At 60.5% G+C, this 18,232-nt stretch carries 19 protein-coding genes and 1 tRNA gene; 17 read left to right on the forward strand and 3 right to left on the reverse strand.

Annotation, left to right across the window (positions count from 1 at the left end; translation table 11 throughout):
• Positions 1-12: 12 nt before the first annotated feature.
• The gene (guaB, locus tag G9C83_RS07175) at positions 13-1,512 is read right to left on the reverse strand and encodes an IMP dehydrogenase (RefSeq protein ID WP_167245409.1); all 1,500 of its coding nucleotides are present in this window, start codon (positions 1,510-1,512) and stop codon (positions 13-15) included.
• A gap of 308 nt (positions 1,513-1,820) precedes the next feature.
• Here guaB and G9C83_RS07180 point away from each other — a divergent pair, with 308 nt between their 5' ends.
• The 3 genes from G9C83_RS07180 to G9C83_RS07190 are packed head-to-tail and all read left to right on the forward strand — an operon-like array spanning position 1,821 to position 3,167.
• A complete protein-coding gene (locus G9C83_RS07180) occupies positions 1,821-2,012 on the forward strand; it encodes a hypothetical protein (protein WP_167245410.1) in 192 nt (63 codons plus the stop codon).
• A 3-nt stretch (positions 2,013-2,015) separates the two neighbouring features.
• On the forward strand, positions 2,016-2,897 hold the full coding sequence (locus G9C83_RS07185) for a DUF5794 domain-containing protein (RefSeq protein WP_167245411.1): 882 nt from the start codon (positions 2,016-2,018) through the stop codon (positions 2,895-2,897).
• A 45-nt stretch (positions 2,898-2,942) separates the two neighbouring features.
• Positions 2,943-3,167 carry a DUF5795 family protein gene (locus G9C83_RS07190; RefSeq protein ID WP_167245412.1) on the forward strand — a complete coding sequence of 75 codons (225 nt, stop codon included), beginning with the start codon at positions 2,943-2,945 and terminating at the stop codon, positions 3,165-3,167.
• On the opposite strand, the gene G9C83_RS07195 is transcribed toward G9C83_RS07190, so the two are convergent.
• The gene (locus G9C83_RS07195) at positions 3,164-3,370 is read right to left on the reverse strand and encodes a hypothetical protein (protein WP_167245413.1); all 207 of its coding nucleotides are present in this window, start codon (positions 3,368-3,370) and stop codon (positions 3,164-3,166) included. The two genes, G9C83_RS07190 and G9C83_RS07195, sit on opposite strands and share 4 nt — an antisense overlap.
• A gap of 146 nt (positions 3,371-3,516) precedes the next feature.
• Between G9C83_RS07195 and G9C83_RS07200 the strand changes: the two genes are divergently transcribed.
• From G9C83_RS07200 to G9C83_RS15930, 11 genes are all read left to right on the forward strand, one after another.
• Positions 3,517-3,693, forward strand: a tRNA-Trp gene (locus G9C83_RS07200).
• Between the two features lie 93 nt (positions 3,694-3,786).
• Positions 3,787-4,026: a hypothetical protein gene (locus tag G9C83_RS07205; protein ID WP_167245414.1), complete on the forward strand. Its 240-nt coding sequence runs from the start codon at positions 3,787-3,789 to the stop codon at positions 4,024-4,026.
• A 331-nt stretch (positions 4,027-4,357) separates the two neighbouring features.
• Positions 4,358-4,672: a hypothetical protein gene (locus G9C83_RS07210; protein ID WP_167245415.1), complete on the forward strand. Its 315-nt coding sequence runs from the start codon at positions 4,358-4,360 to the stop codon at positions 4,670-4,672.
• A complete protein-coding gene (locus G9C83_RS07215) occupies positions 4,669-6,588 on the forward strand; it encodes a hypothetical protein (RefSeq protein WP_167245416.1) in 1,920 nt (639 codons plus the stop codon). The genes G9C83_RS07210 and G9C83_RS07215 overlap by 4 nt, the downstream gene beginning before the upstream one ends.
• Before the next feature lie 642 nt (positions 6,589-7,230).
• Complete coding sequence (locus tag G9C83_RS07220; RefSeq protein WP_167245417.1) at positions 7,231-8,406, forward strand: Fic family protein; 1,176 nt, start codon at positions 7,231-7,233, stop codon at positions 8,404-8,406.
• Between the two features lie 451 nt (positions 8,407-8,857).
• Positions 8,858-9,601 carry a hypothetical protein gene (locus tag G9C83_RS07225; protein WP_167245418.1) on the forward strand — a complete coding sequence of 248 codons (744 nt, stop codon included), beginning with the start codon at positions 8,858-8,860 and terminating at the stop codon, positions 9,599-9,601.
• A complete protein-coding gene (locus tag G9C83_RS07230; protein WP_167245419.1) occupies positions 9,601-10,452 on the forward strand; it encodes a metallophosphoesterase in 852 nt (283 codons plus the stop codon). Before G9C83_RS07225 ends, G9C83_RS07230 begins: the two co-directional genes overlap by 1 nt.
• A 1,223-nt stretch (positions 10,453-11,675) precedes the next feature.
• Entirely contained in the window at positions 11,676-12,512 is an 837-nt protein-coding gene (locus G9C83_RS07235; RefSeq protein ID WP_167245420.1) for a hypothetical protein, read from the forward strand.
• 426 nt (positions 12,513-12,938) lie between these two features.
• Positions 12,939-13,991: a S66 peptidase family protein gene (locus G9C83_RS07240; RefSeq protein ID WP_167245701.1), complete on the forward strand. Its 1,053-nt coding sequence runs from the start codon at positions 12,939-12,941 to the stop codon at positions 13,989-13,991.
• Positions 13,992-14,714: 723 nt separating this feature from the next.
• The gene (locus tag G9C83_RS07245; protein WP_243837915.1) at positions 14,715-14,960 is read left to right on the forward strand and encodes a hypothetical protein; all 246 of its coding nucleotides are present in this window, start codon (positions 14,715-14,717) and stop codon (positions 14,958-14,960) included.
• A gap of 176 nt (positions 14,961-15,136) precedes the next feature.
• Entirely contained in the window at positions 15,137-15,751 is a 615-nt protein-coding gene (locus G9C83_RS15930) for a hypothetical protein (RefSeq protein ID WP_208288439.1), read from the forward strand.
• Positions 15,752-15,827: 76 nt separating this feature from the next.
• Here the strand turns inward: G9C83_RS15930 and G9C83_RS07255 are convergent, their stop codons facing one another.
• Complete coding sequence (locus tag G9C83_RS07255) at positions 15,828-16,058, reverse strand: hypothetical protein (RefSeq protein ID WP_167244082.1); 231 nt, start codon at positions 16,056-16,058, stop codon at positions 15,828-15,830.
• A gap of 248 nt (positions 16,059-16,306) precedes the next feature.
• On the opposite strand from G9C83_RS07255, the gene G9C83_RS07260 reads away from it, so the two are divergent.
• The 3 genes from G9C83_RS07260 to G9C83_RS07270 all read left to right on the forward strand — a co-directional run bounded on the left by G9C83_RS07260 (position 16,307) and on the right by G9C83_RS07270 (position 18,189).
• Positions 16,307-16,693: a hypothetical protein gene (locus G9C83_RS07260; RefSeq protein ID WP_167245421.1), complete on the forward strand. Its 387-nt coding sequence runs from the start codon at positions 16,307-16,309 to the stop codon at positions 16,691-16,693.
• A 53-nt stretch (positions 16,694-16,746) separates the two neighbouring features.
• Positions 16,747-17,820 (forward strand): site-specific integrase, encoded by a 1,074-nt coding sequence (locus tag G9C83_RS07265; RefSeq protein ID WP_167245422.1) that lies wholly within the window; start codon positions 16,747-16,749, stop codon positions 17,818-17,820.
• 159 nt (positions 17,821-17,979) lie between these two features.
• A complete protein-coding gene (locus G9C83_RS07270; protein ID WP_167245423.1) occupies positions 17,980-18,189 on the forward strand; it encodes a hypothetical protein in 210 nt (69 codons plus the stop codon).
• Positions 18,190-18,232 lie beyond the last annotated feature (43 nt).

The following is an 18,232-nucleotide window of genomic DNA, read 5'->3' on the forward strand; positions in this document are numbered from 1 at the left end:
TCGGCGAACCCCTTACTCGTTCTGCGGGCTGTAGTTCGGCGCCTCGTCCGTGATCATCACGTCGTGGGGGTGGCCCTCGGTCTGGCCGGCCGAGGAGACGCGGACGAACTCGGCGTCGGCCTTGAACTCGGGGATGGTCTCGGCGCCGACGTACCCCATGCCGGACTGGATGCCGCCGACGAGCTGGTGGAGCTCCTGGGCGAGCGGGCCCTTGTACGGCGTGGCGGCCTCGACGCCCTCGGGGACGAACTCCTCGTCCTCGTCTTCGTCCTTGAGGTAGCGGTCGCCGCCGCCGGACTGCATCGCGCCGACCGAGCCCATGCCGCGGTACTGCTTGTACTTCTTGCCGTTCATCGTGATGACGCGACCGGGGGCCTCGTCGGTCCCCGCGAAGTAGGAGCCGAGCATGACGGCGTCGGCGCCCGCGGCGATAGCCTTCGCGGCGTCGCCGGAGTACCGGATGCCGCCGTCCGCGATGACGGGGACGTTCTCGGGGTCGGCGACGTCCGCGACTTCGGAGATGGCCGTAATCTGGGGCATGCCGGCGCCCGTGACGACGCGCGTCGTGCAGATGGAACCGGGGCCGATGCCGACCTTGATGCCGTCCGCGAAGTCGACGATGGCCTCGGCGGCCTCGCGGGTGCCGACGTTCCCGACGACGACGTCCGCGTCGACGGTCTCGCTGATCTCCCGGGCGGACTCGATGACGTTCTCGTTGTGGGCGTGCGCGCAGTCGATGAACAGCACGTCCGCGTCAGCGTCGTCGGCGGCGGTCGCGCGGTCGGTCTCGAACGGCCCGACGGCGACGCCGACGCGGAGGCGTCCCTGCTCGTCTCGGGCGGCGTTCTCGTGCTCGCGGCGCTCGAGGATGCCCTGCATCGTGACGAGGCCCACGAGGCGGTCGTCGGCGTCGACGAGCGGCACGCGCTCGATCTTGTGCTCGTACATGAGCTCGAGCGCGTCGCGCGCGGTGACGTCCTCGCTGGCGGTGATGACCTCGTCGGTCATCGCCTCGCGGACGGTGTCGGACTCGCCGACTTCGAGGTACGGGCGGATGTCCGTCCCGGAGATGATGCCGAGGACTTCGTCGTCGTCGTCGACGACGGGCGCGCCGGAGACGCCCTCGTAGCTCATCATCTCGTCGACCTCGCTGACGGTCTGGCCGGGGCGCGCGGTGACGACGTTCTCGCGGCTGATGACGAGTTCGTCGGCCTGCTTGACGCGCTCGACCTCGGCGGCGGTCTCCTCGACGTCCATGTTGCGGTGGAGGACGCCGAGGCCGCCCTCGCGGGCCATCGCGATGGCGAGGTCGGACTCCGTGACGGTGTCCATCGCCGCGGAGAGAATCGGGGTGTTCAGCGAGACGTTCGTGGAGACCCTGGTGGAGACGTCGGCGTCGTCGGGCTCGACGCGGCTCTCTGCGGGTCGCAGGAGCACGTCGTCGAAGGTCAGCGCTTCCGGAACGCGGAGCTTCTCGGAGAACCGGCCGTTCGTCGAGGAATCGTTCGCCATGTAAACCGTCGCTGGGCGCGCGGCAAAAACGTTCCGAGATTGGGCGAACGTGCGCCAACGACTATCGTGGGCCAACGTAGTGAACACGTTCGTGTAACGCTCGCGGACAGACATCTGACAATTGTGTAGCCGACGTGGAATGCAGCGACGAACGTCAGACTCTCTGACGAGCAGCCGCCGAATTCTCGACTAACGTCTACCTCCGCCGACGGACAGTAGTTGTGTACTTAAACAGCGGTTGCGGACCCACACCACATGTGGTCGCATCTCACGCAATCTTTATGCGTGCGTCCCTAATGGTTGTACATATGGACTCCATCAGTCCCGTCGCAGTGCGTACCGCCGGTAACCACACCGTCGACGAGAGCGCACGCACATTTTTCGGCAAGCTGATGGAGACATTCGCCTTCTGGCTCGGAACGGCGGCGCCCGCCACCACGACGGCCCAGGCGCCCCGGTATCGCCGCTCCAGCCACACCTCGTCCAGACAGGCCCCGTAGTTCATGAGTAGCTCACGCCACCCCGTCGCCCTCCGCCTAGAGCAACGCGTAGGCGGCGACACTCGGCTGCTCGCTACCGTCATGCTGCTCCCGCTCGTGGACGGCATCTTCGCCGCCCTTGTGCTCGCGGGCGGCCTGGACACCTACGTCGGCATCGCCCAGATCGGGCTGCTCGTCTTCGGCGGCAGCGCGACGCTCGCGGTCATCCTCGCGGAGATGGACGACGACCCGCGCTCGCAGGCCGCGACCGTGCTCGTCGTCGGCATCCCGCTGATGCTCGTCGCCGCCGCCGAGGCCGCGCTCGCGCCCGCCATCGAGACGGTCGTCGACATCCCGACGTTCGAGCGCTTCGCCGCGCTCGTCATCCTCGCCATCGCCGCGAAGACCGCCAGCTCCACCATCGGCGACTACCTGCCGTCGCCCGGCATCATCATCGGGCTCGGATTCGTCGCGAGCGTCCAGCCCGCCGGCGCCGAACTCGTGCTCGCCGCCGACCCCGTGCTGATGCTGCGCGCCGCCGCCGCCGGCGGCGTCGCCGTCGCGTTCGCGCTCGCCGTCGTGGCGCTCCAGCCGTACCTCCGCGAAGTCGTGGACATCGACCGCTTCCGCTTCGGGAGCGCGGTCGCGCTCGGCACGCTCGCGCTGTCCATCTTCGGGCTCGTCCCGTCGCAGTCGCCGCTCGTCGTCTTCGGCGTCGCCGGCCTGCTCGCGTTCGACCCCGAAGCCGGCGCCGACACGGCGCCCGCACCCGCGCCCGCCGTCGACGACGGCCCCGGCGGCGAACAGCCCGCCACGCCCGACGGCGGCAACGACCCCGACGACGACGAAGCCGCCTACGGCTACCCCGGCGAGGACGGCGCCGAAGAGCGCGCGCCCTGGCTGTAAGCCCGCGAGGAGAAGCCTTTAGCCGCCCGCTGCCCTCCCACAAGTATGTCCGACAACCGCGTCGTCGAAGGCCGCATGGTCACCCCGAAGAAGCTCGCGGCGCTCGTCGAGGGCGAGTCCGTGATGGACGCCGAACCCATCGAGGACGCCGACCGCGACTGCCCCGACTGTGGCGGCGACGTCCTCTCCGTCGGCTACATGCCCTCGGTGACGGAGTTCGTCACCGGCTACAAGTGCCAGGACTGCGAGTGGAGCGAGCGCGACGACTAGGCCGTCCACCGCACGTCCTCGACGTCGTCGCCGCTCGCGAGTACGTGCCCGACGACCTCTCCGTCCTCGTAGTCCGCGACGTCCACGCGCTCGTAGGCCTCCGCGACGATCTCCCGCAGGTCCGCGTCGAAGGCCTCCGCCTCCTCGACGCCCACACGCTTCTTCCCGGCGATCTCCCGCACCACGATGGGGTACTCGGTCATACCCCGGCGTTCGCTCCTCGCCCGGAAATGCCAATCGCTACGCGCGAACCTCGTCGCCGCGGTCCGAGCTCGGTTGGCTTCTCGGGGTCGCCGGAGCCGCCGAATCGAAACGCACTTAGGACAAATCACCGTACGGAGGAACGCGAGGGGCTGTGGCCAAGCCAGGCATGGCGACTGACTCCAGAGGCCACGCGCCCGGGACGAAATTCCAGACTGGTATACCGAGCGGCCGACTGATCATCGGTCCGCGACGACGACCCTCTGGAGTTCCGAGGCGCACCGGAGATATCAGTCGATCGGGGGTTCAAATCCCTCCGGCCCCATACTGCAAAAAAGTACTTCGGAAGCCCTTGCCGGCTTCCACTTACCTCACGTAAACTCGACCAGCCTTCGGTCCATTCTTCGAGGTGGTCGCCTTGACTGGCGGCCGCGAGTTCGTCCCTGCGTCCGAGTTGCAGACTGACGGCGGCCCGCAGGTTCGCCGCCAGGACTACTGGGAGACGATTGCCGAGGACGCGCCTGAAGCCGACGAGTGCCGCGTCTGCGGCGCCGACGGACCCGACTGCCGGCGCGTCCGCCTTCCCGACCGCAACCTCGAGAAAATCGCTCTCTGCGCCGCCTGCCGCGCCCTATGGGGTGACGCCGATGCCGAGTGACGGTGAGCACAGTCTTTCCGGACCCGACTGCTCCCGCTGCGGCTCCTCGTACGCCGGCGCGGTCGTCGACGGGAAAGTCCTCTGCGGTGACTGCGCGCGCGAACTGGAGGGATCGCAGTGACCGACGAATCTGCGGAGAGTCGCCGAGGATGTAATCAGTCCCGTGTTGATTATGTCTCTGCCGAGGAGGTCGCGGCGTCCAAGCGGCTACACCAGTCTGGCTTAGTCCTTGACTTATTCGGCGACTTCGACGGACGTTCGCGGATAGCTGTTGACCGAGAGACAGCGCGGTCCCTTCGGGACCAACTCGATAGTATTCTGGAGGTCGACGATGAGTGAGGACGTCGACCACGAGAGTGGCCGCGCTATCGCTCGCTTCCACGAGTATAGCGAGTGGCTCACTCCGACAGCGCGCGAGGACTTCCGGCGGACGGAGATTGTCGGCCTCACACGCGCGGAACGTGCCGACGAGCGCGACGTCGAGCCGGCGACCGTCTCGGCGAACATCAGGACGGTAAAGGACCGCCTTCGAGAGATTGCCGAAGACCGTGGCGAGCCCGAACTCTCGACTGGCAGCGGTGAGGACTACGGCCATCGCACCTACTGCTACGGTGTCGAAGTCGACACAGAGGAGGGGTCGAAATGAGTCGGCCGGACACCGGGAGTTCGCCGCCGGCTGCTCGTAACCCCTACGAGGGAGTTGACCTCGAGCGCAACGAGGGCATCACGACGACCGCGAGAGAACTTCCCGGCGGCGCGCGACACGGCGGCGGTGGCAAGTTCGTCCTCGACGACGTCGACCGCGACGCCGACAGCCTCCGCGGGAAGTTCGACGTCGGCGACGGCCGTCAGCTACCTGACGGCAGCGCCTACCAGCACGCCCGCGCCGCGTGGTATGCACACGAAGATGATACCGTCACCCCGCCCGACTCCAGCACCGAGTACGCCGTCCTCACGCGCTCCTATCAGCATCCCGCTGAAGACGAGCCCGACGAGTACGCTGTCACCCTCACCTCCTCGCGCTGGAAGGCCGGCGCCGGCCAGGGTAACGACTACACGCCGTGGTACAGCTACGACCTCACCGTCCAGCCTCTCGAAGAGGACGGTAGCATCGCGTGGGACCGTACGCCGCCGCGCTCGCTGTCGTTGAAGCTGGAGCCACAGTACGACGAGCTCGTGCATCCCGATGGCGACAACTTCCGGCTCCCCCACGGCGAGGGCACGCTCGTCCGCGTCCAGACCACATGGGTCGACCAGACCGAAGAGTTACTTCAGCGCGCCGCTCACCTGCTCGGCCACACCCTGAACTACGGCGTCCAGCAGAGCGACGTCGTCTCTGACTCGGCTGCCTTCTCGAAAGCCGAGGTCCATCACCGCGTGACCGAAGACGTCGACGACGACCTCGCGCTGACGATTCGCCAGAGCGCCGAACTGCTCGCGAGCCACGACGCCGACGTCGAAACCCGTGGCGTCCACGAGGATTCGCGCTGGCTCAAGTCCAAGATTCGCACCGAGGACTGGAACCAACTCGGCTTCCCCGACCTCGACGCGCCCATCCTCATCAAGCTCTACTACCCCGACGACCCCGGCCACGTCGAGTACCCGCTCAACCAGCCAAAGCTCGAGGTCGCCCTCGACGGGAAGGAAACCGTCGTCGATGACGAGACCGGCCGCACGGTCGAGCAGATGATTCCGTGGGACCGCTGGGACGAAGTGATGGCCGCCCTCGACGAGATTCTGCTCTCGCACCTGGAGTGGGCTGACGTCTCCGCGGCGGATCTCATCGCCGACGACTACAGCGACGGAGCACAGAACCCACGCACGCGCTGGCGGCATCCTGAAGGCCGCCGCTACTGGCTGCGCAAGCACTACGAGAGCCTCGTCCCCGCGCTCTACCGCGAAGCGACGCGGACGCGCACCGACCTCGTGCTCGACATCCTCGACGTCGTTCGGCGCCGCGGCGAGGTCACCTACGAGGACCTCGTTACGGAGACCGGGGCGGCAAAGCGGACGATTCGCGAGCACGTCCGCCGGCTCGATGAAGAGGTTGGCGGTGACGACCCCGGTCTGTTGTCGCGCAGTCGCGGCGCGAAGACGTTGGTGGCGTACTCCAGTCGGTTCCTGGAAGACCTCGGCGCCGACGCCATCGACTCGATTCAGGCCGACCGTGAGGAACTCACGGAGGACCGCGCAGAGCGCGCTGACGACCGCGTCCGCCAGCACCTCGAAGACCTCGGGCTCGCACCGGAGGACGCCGAACGCCTGCTCGATGCGGTCAGCGAAACGCGCGTGTACGACCGCGAGGACCTACGCACGGTTGACGCGCTTGACGACCTTCGCGAGCTCGTCGACGACCTTGGCGTTACGGTCGACCTCGAGGCCAGTAAGGACAGCTCCCCGAGCGAGAAGGAGGGGAGTGAGTGCGCGGACAGCGAGGAGTGGGTTGCGTTCACGGCGCTCGCGATGGACGGGGAGACGCTCGGGTTCGCGCTCGATGACGGCGCTATCGACGGCGACGACGTGCGGATACGGACTGACCCGTACCCGAGAATAGCGGACTGACCGGCGACTAACGGCCGCGTTCGCCGGTTCGTAGTGGCGACACTCGCGTTCATTCCTTGTTTTCGCGGCGTTTCTATGCGTTTCCAAATCTTGTACTCTCGTTGGCGGCGGTTCGGCCTGTGCTCCACTTTCATGTAGGTGTAAACGTCGCCTGCTAGATTCTATTCGGTTCTGTTTGCGAGAAAATTTAGGCCATCGAGCGTGCCTCGGCGCCGCCAACACGGCCGCAGACAGCGGCTCGCGGCGTCTCGGGCGGCACCCGGGGCGGCCGCCACCCCTCAGCCATAGTGCCCCTAAGGGGGTATGGGTAAAACGGGCCGGCGCAAAACGCGCCGGCCCTTCCGCAACCTCCTCCGCAACGATACCGGCCGCGTAGATGCCGTACATACGCTCTACGCGTTGGTTGGTGCTGGACGCTACTCCGGCCGATTACGCTGCCGAACCTCGTTAGTCACCCCATCAAATCCGGTGGTGAAGTGAGGAAACTATCCAAGTGGACCAGCAATTCGATTCCATCGGTCGGTTTCGTCCAGAAGTATCGGTATGCGTATTCTATATGCATTCAACAGGGGATTACGGAGTAATCTCATGCATACAGGCCCCATAGATTCATGAACTTCGGGTTATAGAAGTCAAGTATACATGCAGCCGGCTGAGTTAGATGCTGACGCTCCCGGTGACCTCGTCTCATACGGCCGCGAGTCATACTACAAGCCAGAACCCCTCCCACCTTCCCAGGACCTCGCACTCGGCGACGACTTCTACGAGACGCTTGCCGACGCGACGTTCTGGCTCGGCAAACTCAGCGGTGTCAGCCTCGAACTCGACTTCCCGCCAGTCCTCTACACCTCTCTGCTCCGCAAGGAAGCTATGGAATCCGCCGAAATCGAGGGGGCCGACATCGACTACGACGCCCTGTACAGTCTCGAAACCCGCACGTTCGACGAAGGTCGAGAGGAGCCAAGCGAAACCACTGCAGCTGCCGAAACCAAGGACACCCGTGAGGTCCTCAACTATGAAACTGCGGTCAAGGAGGGCATCGACGCGCTCGATGACGGCAAGGAGTTGAACGTCGAGTTGCTCCATGACCTCCACGAAACCCTACTCACTGGCGTGCCGGACGATCGCGTCGACACTGACACTATCGGCGCGTACAAGACGAAACCGAACTACCTCGGTGAATTCCTGCCGGCTGCGCCGGGCGCTGTCGAGGACTTGATGGATGGGCTGTTCACCTACTATCGGACTGGCGGCAGCTACCACCCGCTCGTGGACATCGCGCTGTTCCACTATCAGTTCGAAACGATCCACCCATATGGCGACGGCAACGGTCGGCTCGGCCGGCTCCTCATCACACTCCAATTGTACGACGCCGATCTCCTCGAACGTCCCAACCTCTACCTGAGCGAGTACTTCAACCGCAACAAGACCTCGTACGTCGAGCGGATGGAGGGTGTCCGGTTCCACGGTGAGTGGGAAGCCTGGCTCTCCTTTTTCATCGAAGGAATCGCACGGCAAGCCCACGAATCTGTGGAGAGAACGCTTGCGCTCGCCGACCTTCGTCGCGAATACGAAGAGGAGTACGGTGGGAAATCGTACACCAAGAACCAGCTCGCGGTGAAGCTCTTCGAGCAGCCCTACGTCACGAGCAAGACTGTCCAACGGTTATTCGATGTCGAGCAATCTACAGCCTCGCGGGCCATCAACGACCTCGTCGACGAAGGCGTCCTCGAGGAGGTCTCCCGCCACGGCCGGAACAAAGAATATCGCGCTCGCGAAGTCTTCGAGATTCTCGAGCAGCCACCACAGACGTACTAGCGAGGAACCGAAGGTCCGAGGGGTTGAGCATCCACTCGGCACAGGAGAATTCACCGAAATGTAAACGAACCTGCGTTAGGGGTGTTTCAAGGGGACAAAACCAAAACACGCAGCACACCTTAGCACAGCGCAGCAGAAACCAACCTAGACGAGGAGATCGCTCAGTTCTCTCGGTGAGACAGATGCAAAGTCGTACTGTTCCTTATTAGCAGGATTGAACGCCAGATTAACCCTGCCTAGCAAACTTTGGGCGGCTCAAGATAATCGCGTTCCTATGGGTAGTTTTAGAGATAACTCAGCGCAGTATCTCGGACCGTTTCAACTCCGCTGATAACCATATTGAAGATTCGAGTAAATACACGCAAACACTCTGCTATTTTTACCTCAGTATAGATAACGATATTACATATTTGATAGAAAATTTTTAATGTGGTTTCTCCGATTAGAGTGTATGGTGAATGATAACAGACCACCTGAAGAGGATCAAGGATTTGGCCCTTCGATTTCTCGACGAGCAGCACTCACACTCCTCGGGTTAGGGGCGCTCGGTAGCGTGGCATCCGGTGAGACCACTGCTAGCGCGGAAGAGGTAGACACGACCGGAATGTCCGAAGAGCTAGCCCAGGACGAAGATGTACGAGCGTTCATCGACGAGGTGTTACCGGGTGACAAGTTCGGGAAAATCGAAATCGGCGAGTACCAGCATGCGCTCCAACAGTCGGGGACGAGAACGCCATCCTGGATGATTCAGCCGGTGAATCAGGATGTTCGCATCACGAACACGTCCTACGAAGAGGTCGGGTCCGGCATCGGCTACGGAGTGATTCCATTCCCGCCCGGTAAGGTCCCGATTCTCAGACTCGTCGCTCACGTCGACGCCAAGCCAGACGCGGAAACAAGCCTGCGAGTCTCCATCGCGAATAGGGAAGCGTATTCGCCGCCAGGCGTGGATGGAACGAGAATACTAGAGGATGATCCAGTCCGTCAGACGCTCATGGAGGTAACTGCACAGGGGCAAACCCAGGTGTTTGACGAACTCTATCTCACCGATATCGAAGACGTCGTAACCGGATTAGGGAACGGCCACCCGCTGCCGAGTCATACTCTCCTGTTCGAAGCGAAAACCAACTCGCCTTCCGGACAGGTCACGCTCGGTAGCGAAACGACTGTTGCGCTCGAACTGGAGGCCCTCTAATGGTCCGAATTGGATGGCTCTCGGACAGTCACATCGACCCAACGAGTAGTGCAGGCGCCGACGAGAAGTTACCACAGGACATTGCGTCCCTGTTCGACACGTACGGGGTACAGGACCTGTTCTTCAATGGAGACGCAGTGTTCAAGGCATCCGCTTTCAACGAGGGTGGTTACGCACACTCAACCCCAGAGTTCTACGATCAGTTCTGGGAGTTCGTCGACCAGAGTGGACATGGAGAGAAGGTGATCTGTACACCCGGTAACCACGACGTTCCACTCCAGTACTTTGTCGAGTCCGACGATCGGGCTCGGCTTCGTTACAAGAAGACGTACGACGACGAGGGCGTGACAGTCCTCATGATGAACACTGTCGGGCCGGGCGCAGTGAGTGGGTCACAGGAGGCTGGCTACGGTTGGACGAACGGATACGTCCCCTATCGAGATCTCCAATGGCTTGACGAACAACTGGACGAGGCAGGAGATAACGCGAAGGTAGTCTACTTCCACCATCACGCTTGGCTAACGCCAGACGATCCCCTCGCTTCTGCTCCGACAGACACGCAAAGTATCGATCAACTCTACTGGGTCTGCCGCAACTATCGTGCTATCCACGACATCCTCAGCTCCTACGATAAGGTTGTCTGTCCACAGGGACACACAGCGCAGTTCGCTGAAGAAGGGTCGTCGAACGTTGACGGTGTGGAGTACCTCTACAAAAAACACTACTACAACGTGCGAGACGGCGGCGTGACCACCTACGCGTATATCGACGTTAGTCCTAATCGGTGTACCGTAACGACAGTCGATCACGATACCGACAAGGAAACAACTATTCTGGATACAAAATTCTAAGATAGGATTACTGAGTTGCGGTACGAATATCGCATTCTAAACTGAGCGAAATCATACACCAAGAACCAGCTCGCGGTGAAGCTCTTCGAGCAGCCACAGACGTACTAACAAGTGGAACTGGGGGATAAAGAGGTGAGCCTCCGTATGAGAGAACTATCCGCCAGCCTTCTGCGAAATTCTTAGCAGACCGAATGCAACCCTATGTTAACGCAGCCCAAGATTTTATGTGGATTACTGACAGTCGTTCTGTACGAAGTTAAGATTCGCAAATGGTGATCGACGAACTGCTCCCGGCTGCACTCGAGGACGAATTTCGGGGTGAGGCCCGGCTACCGAGTTCCATCATTAGCCAACTCGGTACTCCTCGAGAACTCAGCCCAATAGCGTGGGAACCAGAACTTTCCTCTGGCTGGCCTCCTCCCAATCGTTGCTAACAGTTCGTTACTAGTAGGCCAACCCATTGGCTCGATGGCTGTTCTACCCGGAACAGGGAATCCTTGACCGGTAGGGCGGTTGAATAGACCCCCGCCCCGTACGCCCTCTCGTCAAATCCCGGTGGGCTGCGCTCGAATCTCTGAGATGACGGCTCGCACCAAGAGTCGTTGATATCGTAGGGGTTCACAGCCACACCAACCTCCGGCCCAGAGGGCAACATCGGGAAAACACCCATCCAACCGAGCAAACGCGACTCGTCGGAACCTTCGGAAGAGAGCGTCCCAGCCAAAATCATCGCCGCAATCTACCAGCGGCTAAAATCTCTCTCCACTAATGAGAGACTTCTGTTCAAGCTACTCGTCGTCGCGATAGTATTCAGCCATGATGGGACAGTTCAGTTCCGTAGCCGCATCATGATAATCGCAGCATGCTTAGCTATAATTGATAGCTTAGGCTCGTAGAAGGTCGTCATCGGCTGATACGATTTCTCCGAGATGTACACACCTTAGTTCGGTCGGGTAGCTAAGGCCTCCAATCCAAAACACGCCGCGCATCTCAGCACGGCGTAGCCGAAAAGAGGGGGCACAAGGGTGGGTGGACGCATTCGGCAAGGGCGAAGGGTCTGTGGCGTGTCGCCGAAGATCGACCTACCGGACAGTTGCTCCGACGAGTAGAGAATTCTATATATCAACTCTTGTCGCCATTGTGCTCGGGTTTCCTAATCCACTTGAAGAGCTTTCGTCGGTAAGGAATACGACCATCCTCCTGGTTGTCGACTGATTGGAGGTATGTCCAGATTCAATTCAATTCCAGAGATCGGCGATGAGAGTAGTTACAAAACCTACGTTGTGGGCTTTCTATTCATTCTCCTAATCGTAGTTGTTATCGGCGCTATTGGGAGTGGAGTCAGTGCCCCAGAAGCAGTAAATCAAGTAGATGCCGCTATGACAATCATGTCCGCGGCACCCGCCACCACAACTGCAGCATATACAACTGAGGTATCGGCAGCAACGGCAGCGCAGTCAGCGACACCGACAACTTCAGCAACAGGGACGAATGCTGAATCTGCAGAGAACGGGACATCCTATTCCTTCAACGGAAGTGGAACCGATGTCACAGACTCGTTCACGACAGAAGGCGGACTCGTTGTCATCGATGCTCAGCATACTGGAGGAGAGTCAAACTTTCAGATTCAGGCTGTCTCCAGTAACGGGACTGAAGAGTATATCGTGAACGCAATCGGCGAATACAATGGTACTGTCGCCCTCCACATGCCTTCCGGCGAGTGGCAGCTTGATGTTACCGCCGATGGTGACTGGAATACTAACGTTACGCAGCCTCGGTACAACGAAGAAGACATCGAGAACCTACCGGCAAGCGCAGAAGACCAGCACGCAGCTTTCTACGGGCCCTTTGAATTTGAGGGGGCGACTGAAGTTACGTTCGAGATCGAGAACGATGCCCATGCAGCCGTCTGGCTAGCACGTATGAACGGTGAGAAAGTCGAGCTCCTCCATAACGAGATTGGGCCGTATGAAGGAACATCACTCGTCAGCCAACAAGGAGTCGGCTTGATTGTCATTGAGGCAGGATCTGCAGATTGGCGTATCGAAATCGGCGGCTGACGTATTCTCACTCTTTGCAATCGCCTAACGTGGGTTTCGTGGGGTTTCACGTCGAGAGAACCCGATTCCCGAATATGCACAAAAGCAACTGAAGTCCACCCTGACGCACTAAATTCCTCAGCAATCTCAGTGAAACAGGTGCGAAGTAGGATTGCGAACGTACCACCGAATCTTCTGCTAAATTCCGTTGATGGACTCTGTATCCTGCTGAATATATTTCTCATATCTTGTACTCACCCGTGTTCTGTGGTGAGACCTGCTGTGTGAATCTGGATTGCGTCTTTTCGACTTCAATTCGTGCGGTTACGATGGGATAGTTTCCACGAACTTCACACTCATGCTTGTCCCGCCAGTCTCCCGGCCCTCTGGACACCATGGCGCATGGCTGAAAAAGAAATATTTGACACCTCCCAAAAGACAGCAGTTGTGCCTGAATTCCTTACCCCACCTCCCGTCGAACCCGGTGATCAGGTCGCGGTTGTCGCACCGGCATCAAACGCACCCGAGTCTGCGCGGTTCATTTATGAACTCGGTCTTGAACGAATGCGCGAGGTTTTCGACCTTGACCCGGTTGAGTATCCGACCGCGACCACCGACCCGGAGTGGCTTGCGGACAATCCAGAAGCACGCGCCGAAGAGGTTATGAACGCTTTCCGCGACCCGGATATCTCAGCCGTAATCGCTAATATCGGAGGCCACGACCAGATCACAATCCTCCCGTATCTCGATGGGGACGTACTCCGCGAACACCCGACGAGATTCTACGGTTACTCAGACAACACGAATCTGGCCCTGTTTCTCTGGAATCACGGGATTGTTTCGTACTACGGTGGATCGACACTGCTTGAATACGCGATGGATGGCGAGATGTTTGACTACACTGAAGAGTACCTACGGCGTGCCCTCTTCGAGGATTCCATCGGTGAGTGGACCGAAGCAGAGGTTTTTACTGATGAGGCCGGTGACTGGGAAGATCCAGAGTCAGTCAAAACCACGCGTGAGATCGAACAATCAGATGGCCGAATCTGGCGTGGTGGGGAAGAGACTGTCTCAGGTCGAATCTGGGGCGGCTGCTATGCAGTCCTCGTTGAGCAGTTCCTCGCCGAGCGTTACCTACCTGAGCCCGACGCACTGAACGGCACTGTTCTTGCGTTAGAGACGAGCGAACTAATCCCTGACCCGGCTGTCGTCGGTGCGAACCTCCGGGCACTCGGCGAACGCGGTCTTCTCGAACGATTCGACGGTGTGCTTGTCGGACGCGCCGCCGCACGCTCACACGCTGAAGAAAACCCACCGGAATGGCGAGTGGGGTATCGAGAGCGCCAGCGCGACACAATTGCTGATGTCCTCGAAACGTACAATCCGAACGCACCCATTGTCTTTGATTGCGAGTTCGGGCACACGTATCCGACGTGCCCCATTCCAATCGGCGGTGAGGTGGAAATAGATCCCTCAACCAAATCCATTCGCCTCCCTTGATTTCACGGCAGGTTAGAACCCTGTCGGCCACTCGTCTGCTAACAGTGGGGTTCGATAGCTAATAGACGCGAGATGACAACAGAGGATAGGTGCCAGATAGATTCGCTATATCCAGCAGGGACTAATGGCATCGTTCGGATAAATCAATCCTCACTTCGGTAACCGCTTTTTCTATACTTAGCAATCAGGCGGGCTATCGGAGAATACTGTACCTTTCACATCTGCTGAAACCGCCTTTGTAGGTGTGTGTGATCTGATTTCCCTAGTATTGGAGGGAGAATGTTTATCGTTCTGATTGTGCGAGTGAGAGATGCGAATCCCCGTTGATGCGGCCAGGGTGATTCGCAGTGCCGGACGGGATTCCCGTTCGGCGGTCGCACCAGAGGAACGGTTGTGTGACACTTGAGGGCACAACTCCCCCTCATTCCCCCTCTCTGTGCTCTCACTTCGCGCGAAGCTACCCAAGTAACGGATATTGAGTAGTACAGCGCTGTACTTAGCAGTAGTTCTCTACGAGATTCCGTGGGGTCTCACGTCGAGAGAATCCGATTCCAGAATATGCACACGAGCTCGCAAACCTCGTGTGCACATCCCGGCGCCAATCCTCTGAACGGGCAGCCGTGAGCGTACCGACTACCTCGAAGTTCGCGAAATCCGGGTGAAATCACCCTTCGAGTCACTCCAGATGAATAGGTTAAGCCAGGTCGTGTGTACGAGACCAATATGCGAATCCGGACCGACGGCGACTACGCACACCGCCTCGACGCCATCGAATCAGCTATGGACGCCCTCGACGAGAACACCAAAACTGCCGCGGTCATCGCGGCTTGCGAACACGCCCGCCAAGACCGGAAAGCGAAAGCACGCGCGCTCGCCCATCCCGACATGACCCCAGAGCTTGCTGAGGTACTGAGCATGCCGACGTTGCAGCTCCACTACGAGATTCAGACCGCCGTCGACGTCGACTGATCGAACTCGCTACGTGGCACTCAGACCGTGAGCGCCCATTCGATAAGTACGAATCAACGCGGTATACGTGGACTTAGGAGCTACCAAGTAGTCGTCAAGAGAGGCATGCTGAATAGAGAGTGAATTCAGCGGCGTGTCCGGAATCGATTTCTAAACAGGCGATTCAATGAGGAGCCATGGTTGATGATCCGACAATCCCTCTCGGTGATATTCGACAAGAGGACCCCGGTAGCGACCGGCAGGCGGCATTCAAGAGAGGCTGGACGGCTGCTGTTAAAGATCTCGGCGATAGCGATAATACGTCGAAGTATGGAGAGGGTCCCCCGCCAGAGGAACTCACATGGGATAATCTCGGCTACCGCTTAGGGAGTCTATTCGGTGAGACAGACGATGACCTGCGACAGGAACTCTTCGAGTGGTGCGTAAAAAAGCAGAATCGTGAACTGCAAAGACGTGAACCATCACAGGGACACGAACAAGCTAGAACGTCAAGCACGGAACGACTAGAGGCGTCGGCGTTCGGGATTGGTTGTGAGTATTGCCCCCACGCTATTCAGTCGGTGACTATCCCTGAAGAAGCAGCTGAGAAACTACAAGACAGAACCATTCCCCCAACTCATGTTGAGATAGAGTGTCCCAAATGCGAGAACGATTTCTATTATACCCAGGACCGCTGGTATTTCGCATCAGATGATAAGGGAGTGTTTTCGGTGCCAGAACGCGAGACACGGAAGACATCGCCGGGCGAGAATGTATACGTCCCGAAAGAAGAAGTAGTGAAAGTAGAATAAGGATGAATTCCTGACATACTTCTATTATTGGTGGTCTCTTTGTATAATACGTCTTCGCGCTTCAATCCGTCTCAGCTTAGACAACAGGCTCTTCCGTAGAGTCGGGTGAGTCACTCCAGAGCGGTCCACCAGCATCCTCCGGAATTGTCCCGAGCGGCGCTAGGCCGGCATCTTCTGGCGTGTGGTCGTTGAAGAAGTGCCGCCACCGTGGTTCACGGTGCGAGAACTCGTGCCCGCACAGCGGGCACTCAACGATTCGATTTTGCACCCGCCCGCACTTCTCGTACTCGTAGAACTCCAGGGTCACGCCATACCACCCATATCCGGGCCGCCAGCAGTTCCTGGAGCTGCCTCAGGGAGGTCGACAGTGCCAGTAAACGAGCAGTCCGATTCAGGACACTCCAGGCGTAGGCCAGTGACTCCCTCAACGCGCGGCCCCTGAAACAGTCCGGAGGCGATGTTCCGCTCACACTCCGGACACGCCACCGTCTCCAACTCGCGAGGGCGCTAGCGGCGGGCGCAGTCCCGGCAAACCTGCCGGCCCGGAGTCACTACTTGCCGGGAGACAAGCCTGTAGTCCTCGGCGTCGACGTCGGCTCGCGGACCACCACACGCAGGGAGTGCGTCACCCCGCGCGGCCGGGACCGGCGCCGGCAGGTGGAACACCTCAGTGTGGCCCGCGCGCTGGACAACCACCCAGGACGGCTCTGGCTCCAGAATCTCCACATGGTCGACCGCGTACACGCCGTCTTTCTCGAGGCGGTTTGCAGCATCCAGAACGTGGACGGCGGCCTCCTCGTGGTCAGGATACCTCACGAGAACAAGCGCGACGGTCGCGGCATCGGGTTCTGTCCCGCGGTGACTCTGCATCCGCACGGCCCGTTTTTCCCGGCGTTCGGTATCGTCATCAGCGACGGAGACCTCGGCAACGTCGGTGACTAGCCACGTCCGCCCGTCACGGTTGACTACGACGACGTCGCCGCGGAGGTGGAGGGATGACGTCGAACGCTGATGACTCGCGGGCGTCCAGCGAGCGCCAGCGCGACCTCACGCCGACCGAGGCCGCCGAGCGATTCGTCGCGAAGCGCCGGAACAAGAACACCGACAAGACCGTTCGGAGCTACGAGAACCGCCTCCGGCAGTTCGTCCGCTGGGCGCACGAGCGCGACGACGTGGACGTCATGCGCGACCTCGACGGCTGGATTATCGACGAGTACGAGCGCTTCCTCGACGAGCGCGGTGACGCCCCCGCGACGGTGAAGGGGAAGTTCGTCGCACTGAAGGAGCTCGTGAAGTACTGCGCTCGCCTCGACGTCGTCGACGACAGCCTCCCGGAGAAGGTCGAGCTGCCGAACCTCTCGAAGGACGAGCAGACCAGCGACAAGCGCCTCGAAGCCGAGGATGCGCGCCGACTCATCGAGCACTACCGCGAGAGCACGCGGGACTACGGGACGGCCCAGCACGTCCTCCTGGAGTTACTCTGGCACATCGGCGGCCGCATCTCCTGCTTTCGCGCGCTCGACCTCGGTGACTACGACGCCGAGGAGCGCGTGCTTCGCTTCCGGCACCGCCCGCCCACGCGCCTGAAGGACGGCAGCGAACACGAGCGCAACGTCGCGCTCCCGGAGCCGATTGCGGACGCGCTGAACTTCTACATCGAGCGTGAGCGGTACGCGAAGCGCGACGACAACGGTCGGACGCCACTCCTCACGACGAAGTTCGGGCGCCCCGCGGAGTCGACGTTCCAGACGTGGGCGTATCAGGCGACCCAGCCGTGCGTGGCGGTCGCCTGTCCCCACAACCGGCGTCGGGAGCGCTGCGAATACACGGAGAAGACGCACGCGAGCAAGTGCCCGTCGAGCCGCGCGCCCCACGCGATTCGGACCGGCAGTATCACGTGGCAGTTGAACCGCGGGCTCAGCTACGTGAAGGTTGCCGAGCGGGTCGCGTCCAGCCCGGAGACGATTCGCCGGTACTACGACAAGGCGGACCTTGACGACGAGCTCGCGCGCCGCCGGCCGGAGACGGACGACCTCGACCTCCTCAACGCAACGGAGGTGGCGGACTGATGCGGCCGACCGGTGAGGGCGGCGTCAGGGTATCCACAGAAGTCGGGTGCCACGCCCTCCGGCCCCATACTGTAAAAAGTACTTCGGAAGCTCTTGCCAGCTTCCACTTACTTCAGGTAAACTCCACCAGCCACCCGTCTGTTCTCCGGGGTGGTTGGCGTGAGTCTCCGCGTTCGCACCTACGAGCGCAGCGAACGCTTCGTCACGCTCACGCACTGTCCCGCCTGCGAGTACCCGTTCGACACCGACGAGCGCCGCTGGAAACACTTCCTTCAGGACCACGACCCGGAGGACTTCGGTCTCGACCCGCTCGGCGTCGTCGACGACTGCCACAACAAGCTACTGTTCGGAGGTGGTCGCTTTGACTGACGGCATCCGCGAATTTGTGGGGATGGTTCGGAGCTCTACAACC

Source organism: Halobacterium sp. R2-5 (genome assembly GCF_011734195.1).
Lineage (GTDB): Archaea > Halobacteriota > Halobacteria > Halobacteriales > Halobacteriaceae > Halobacterium.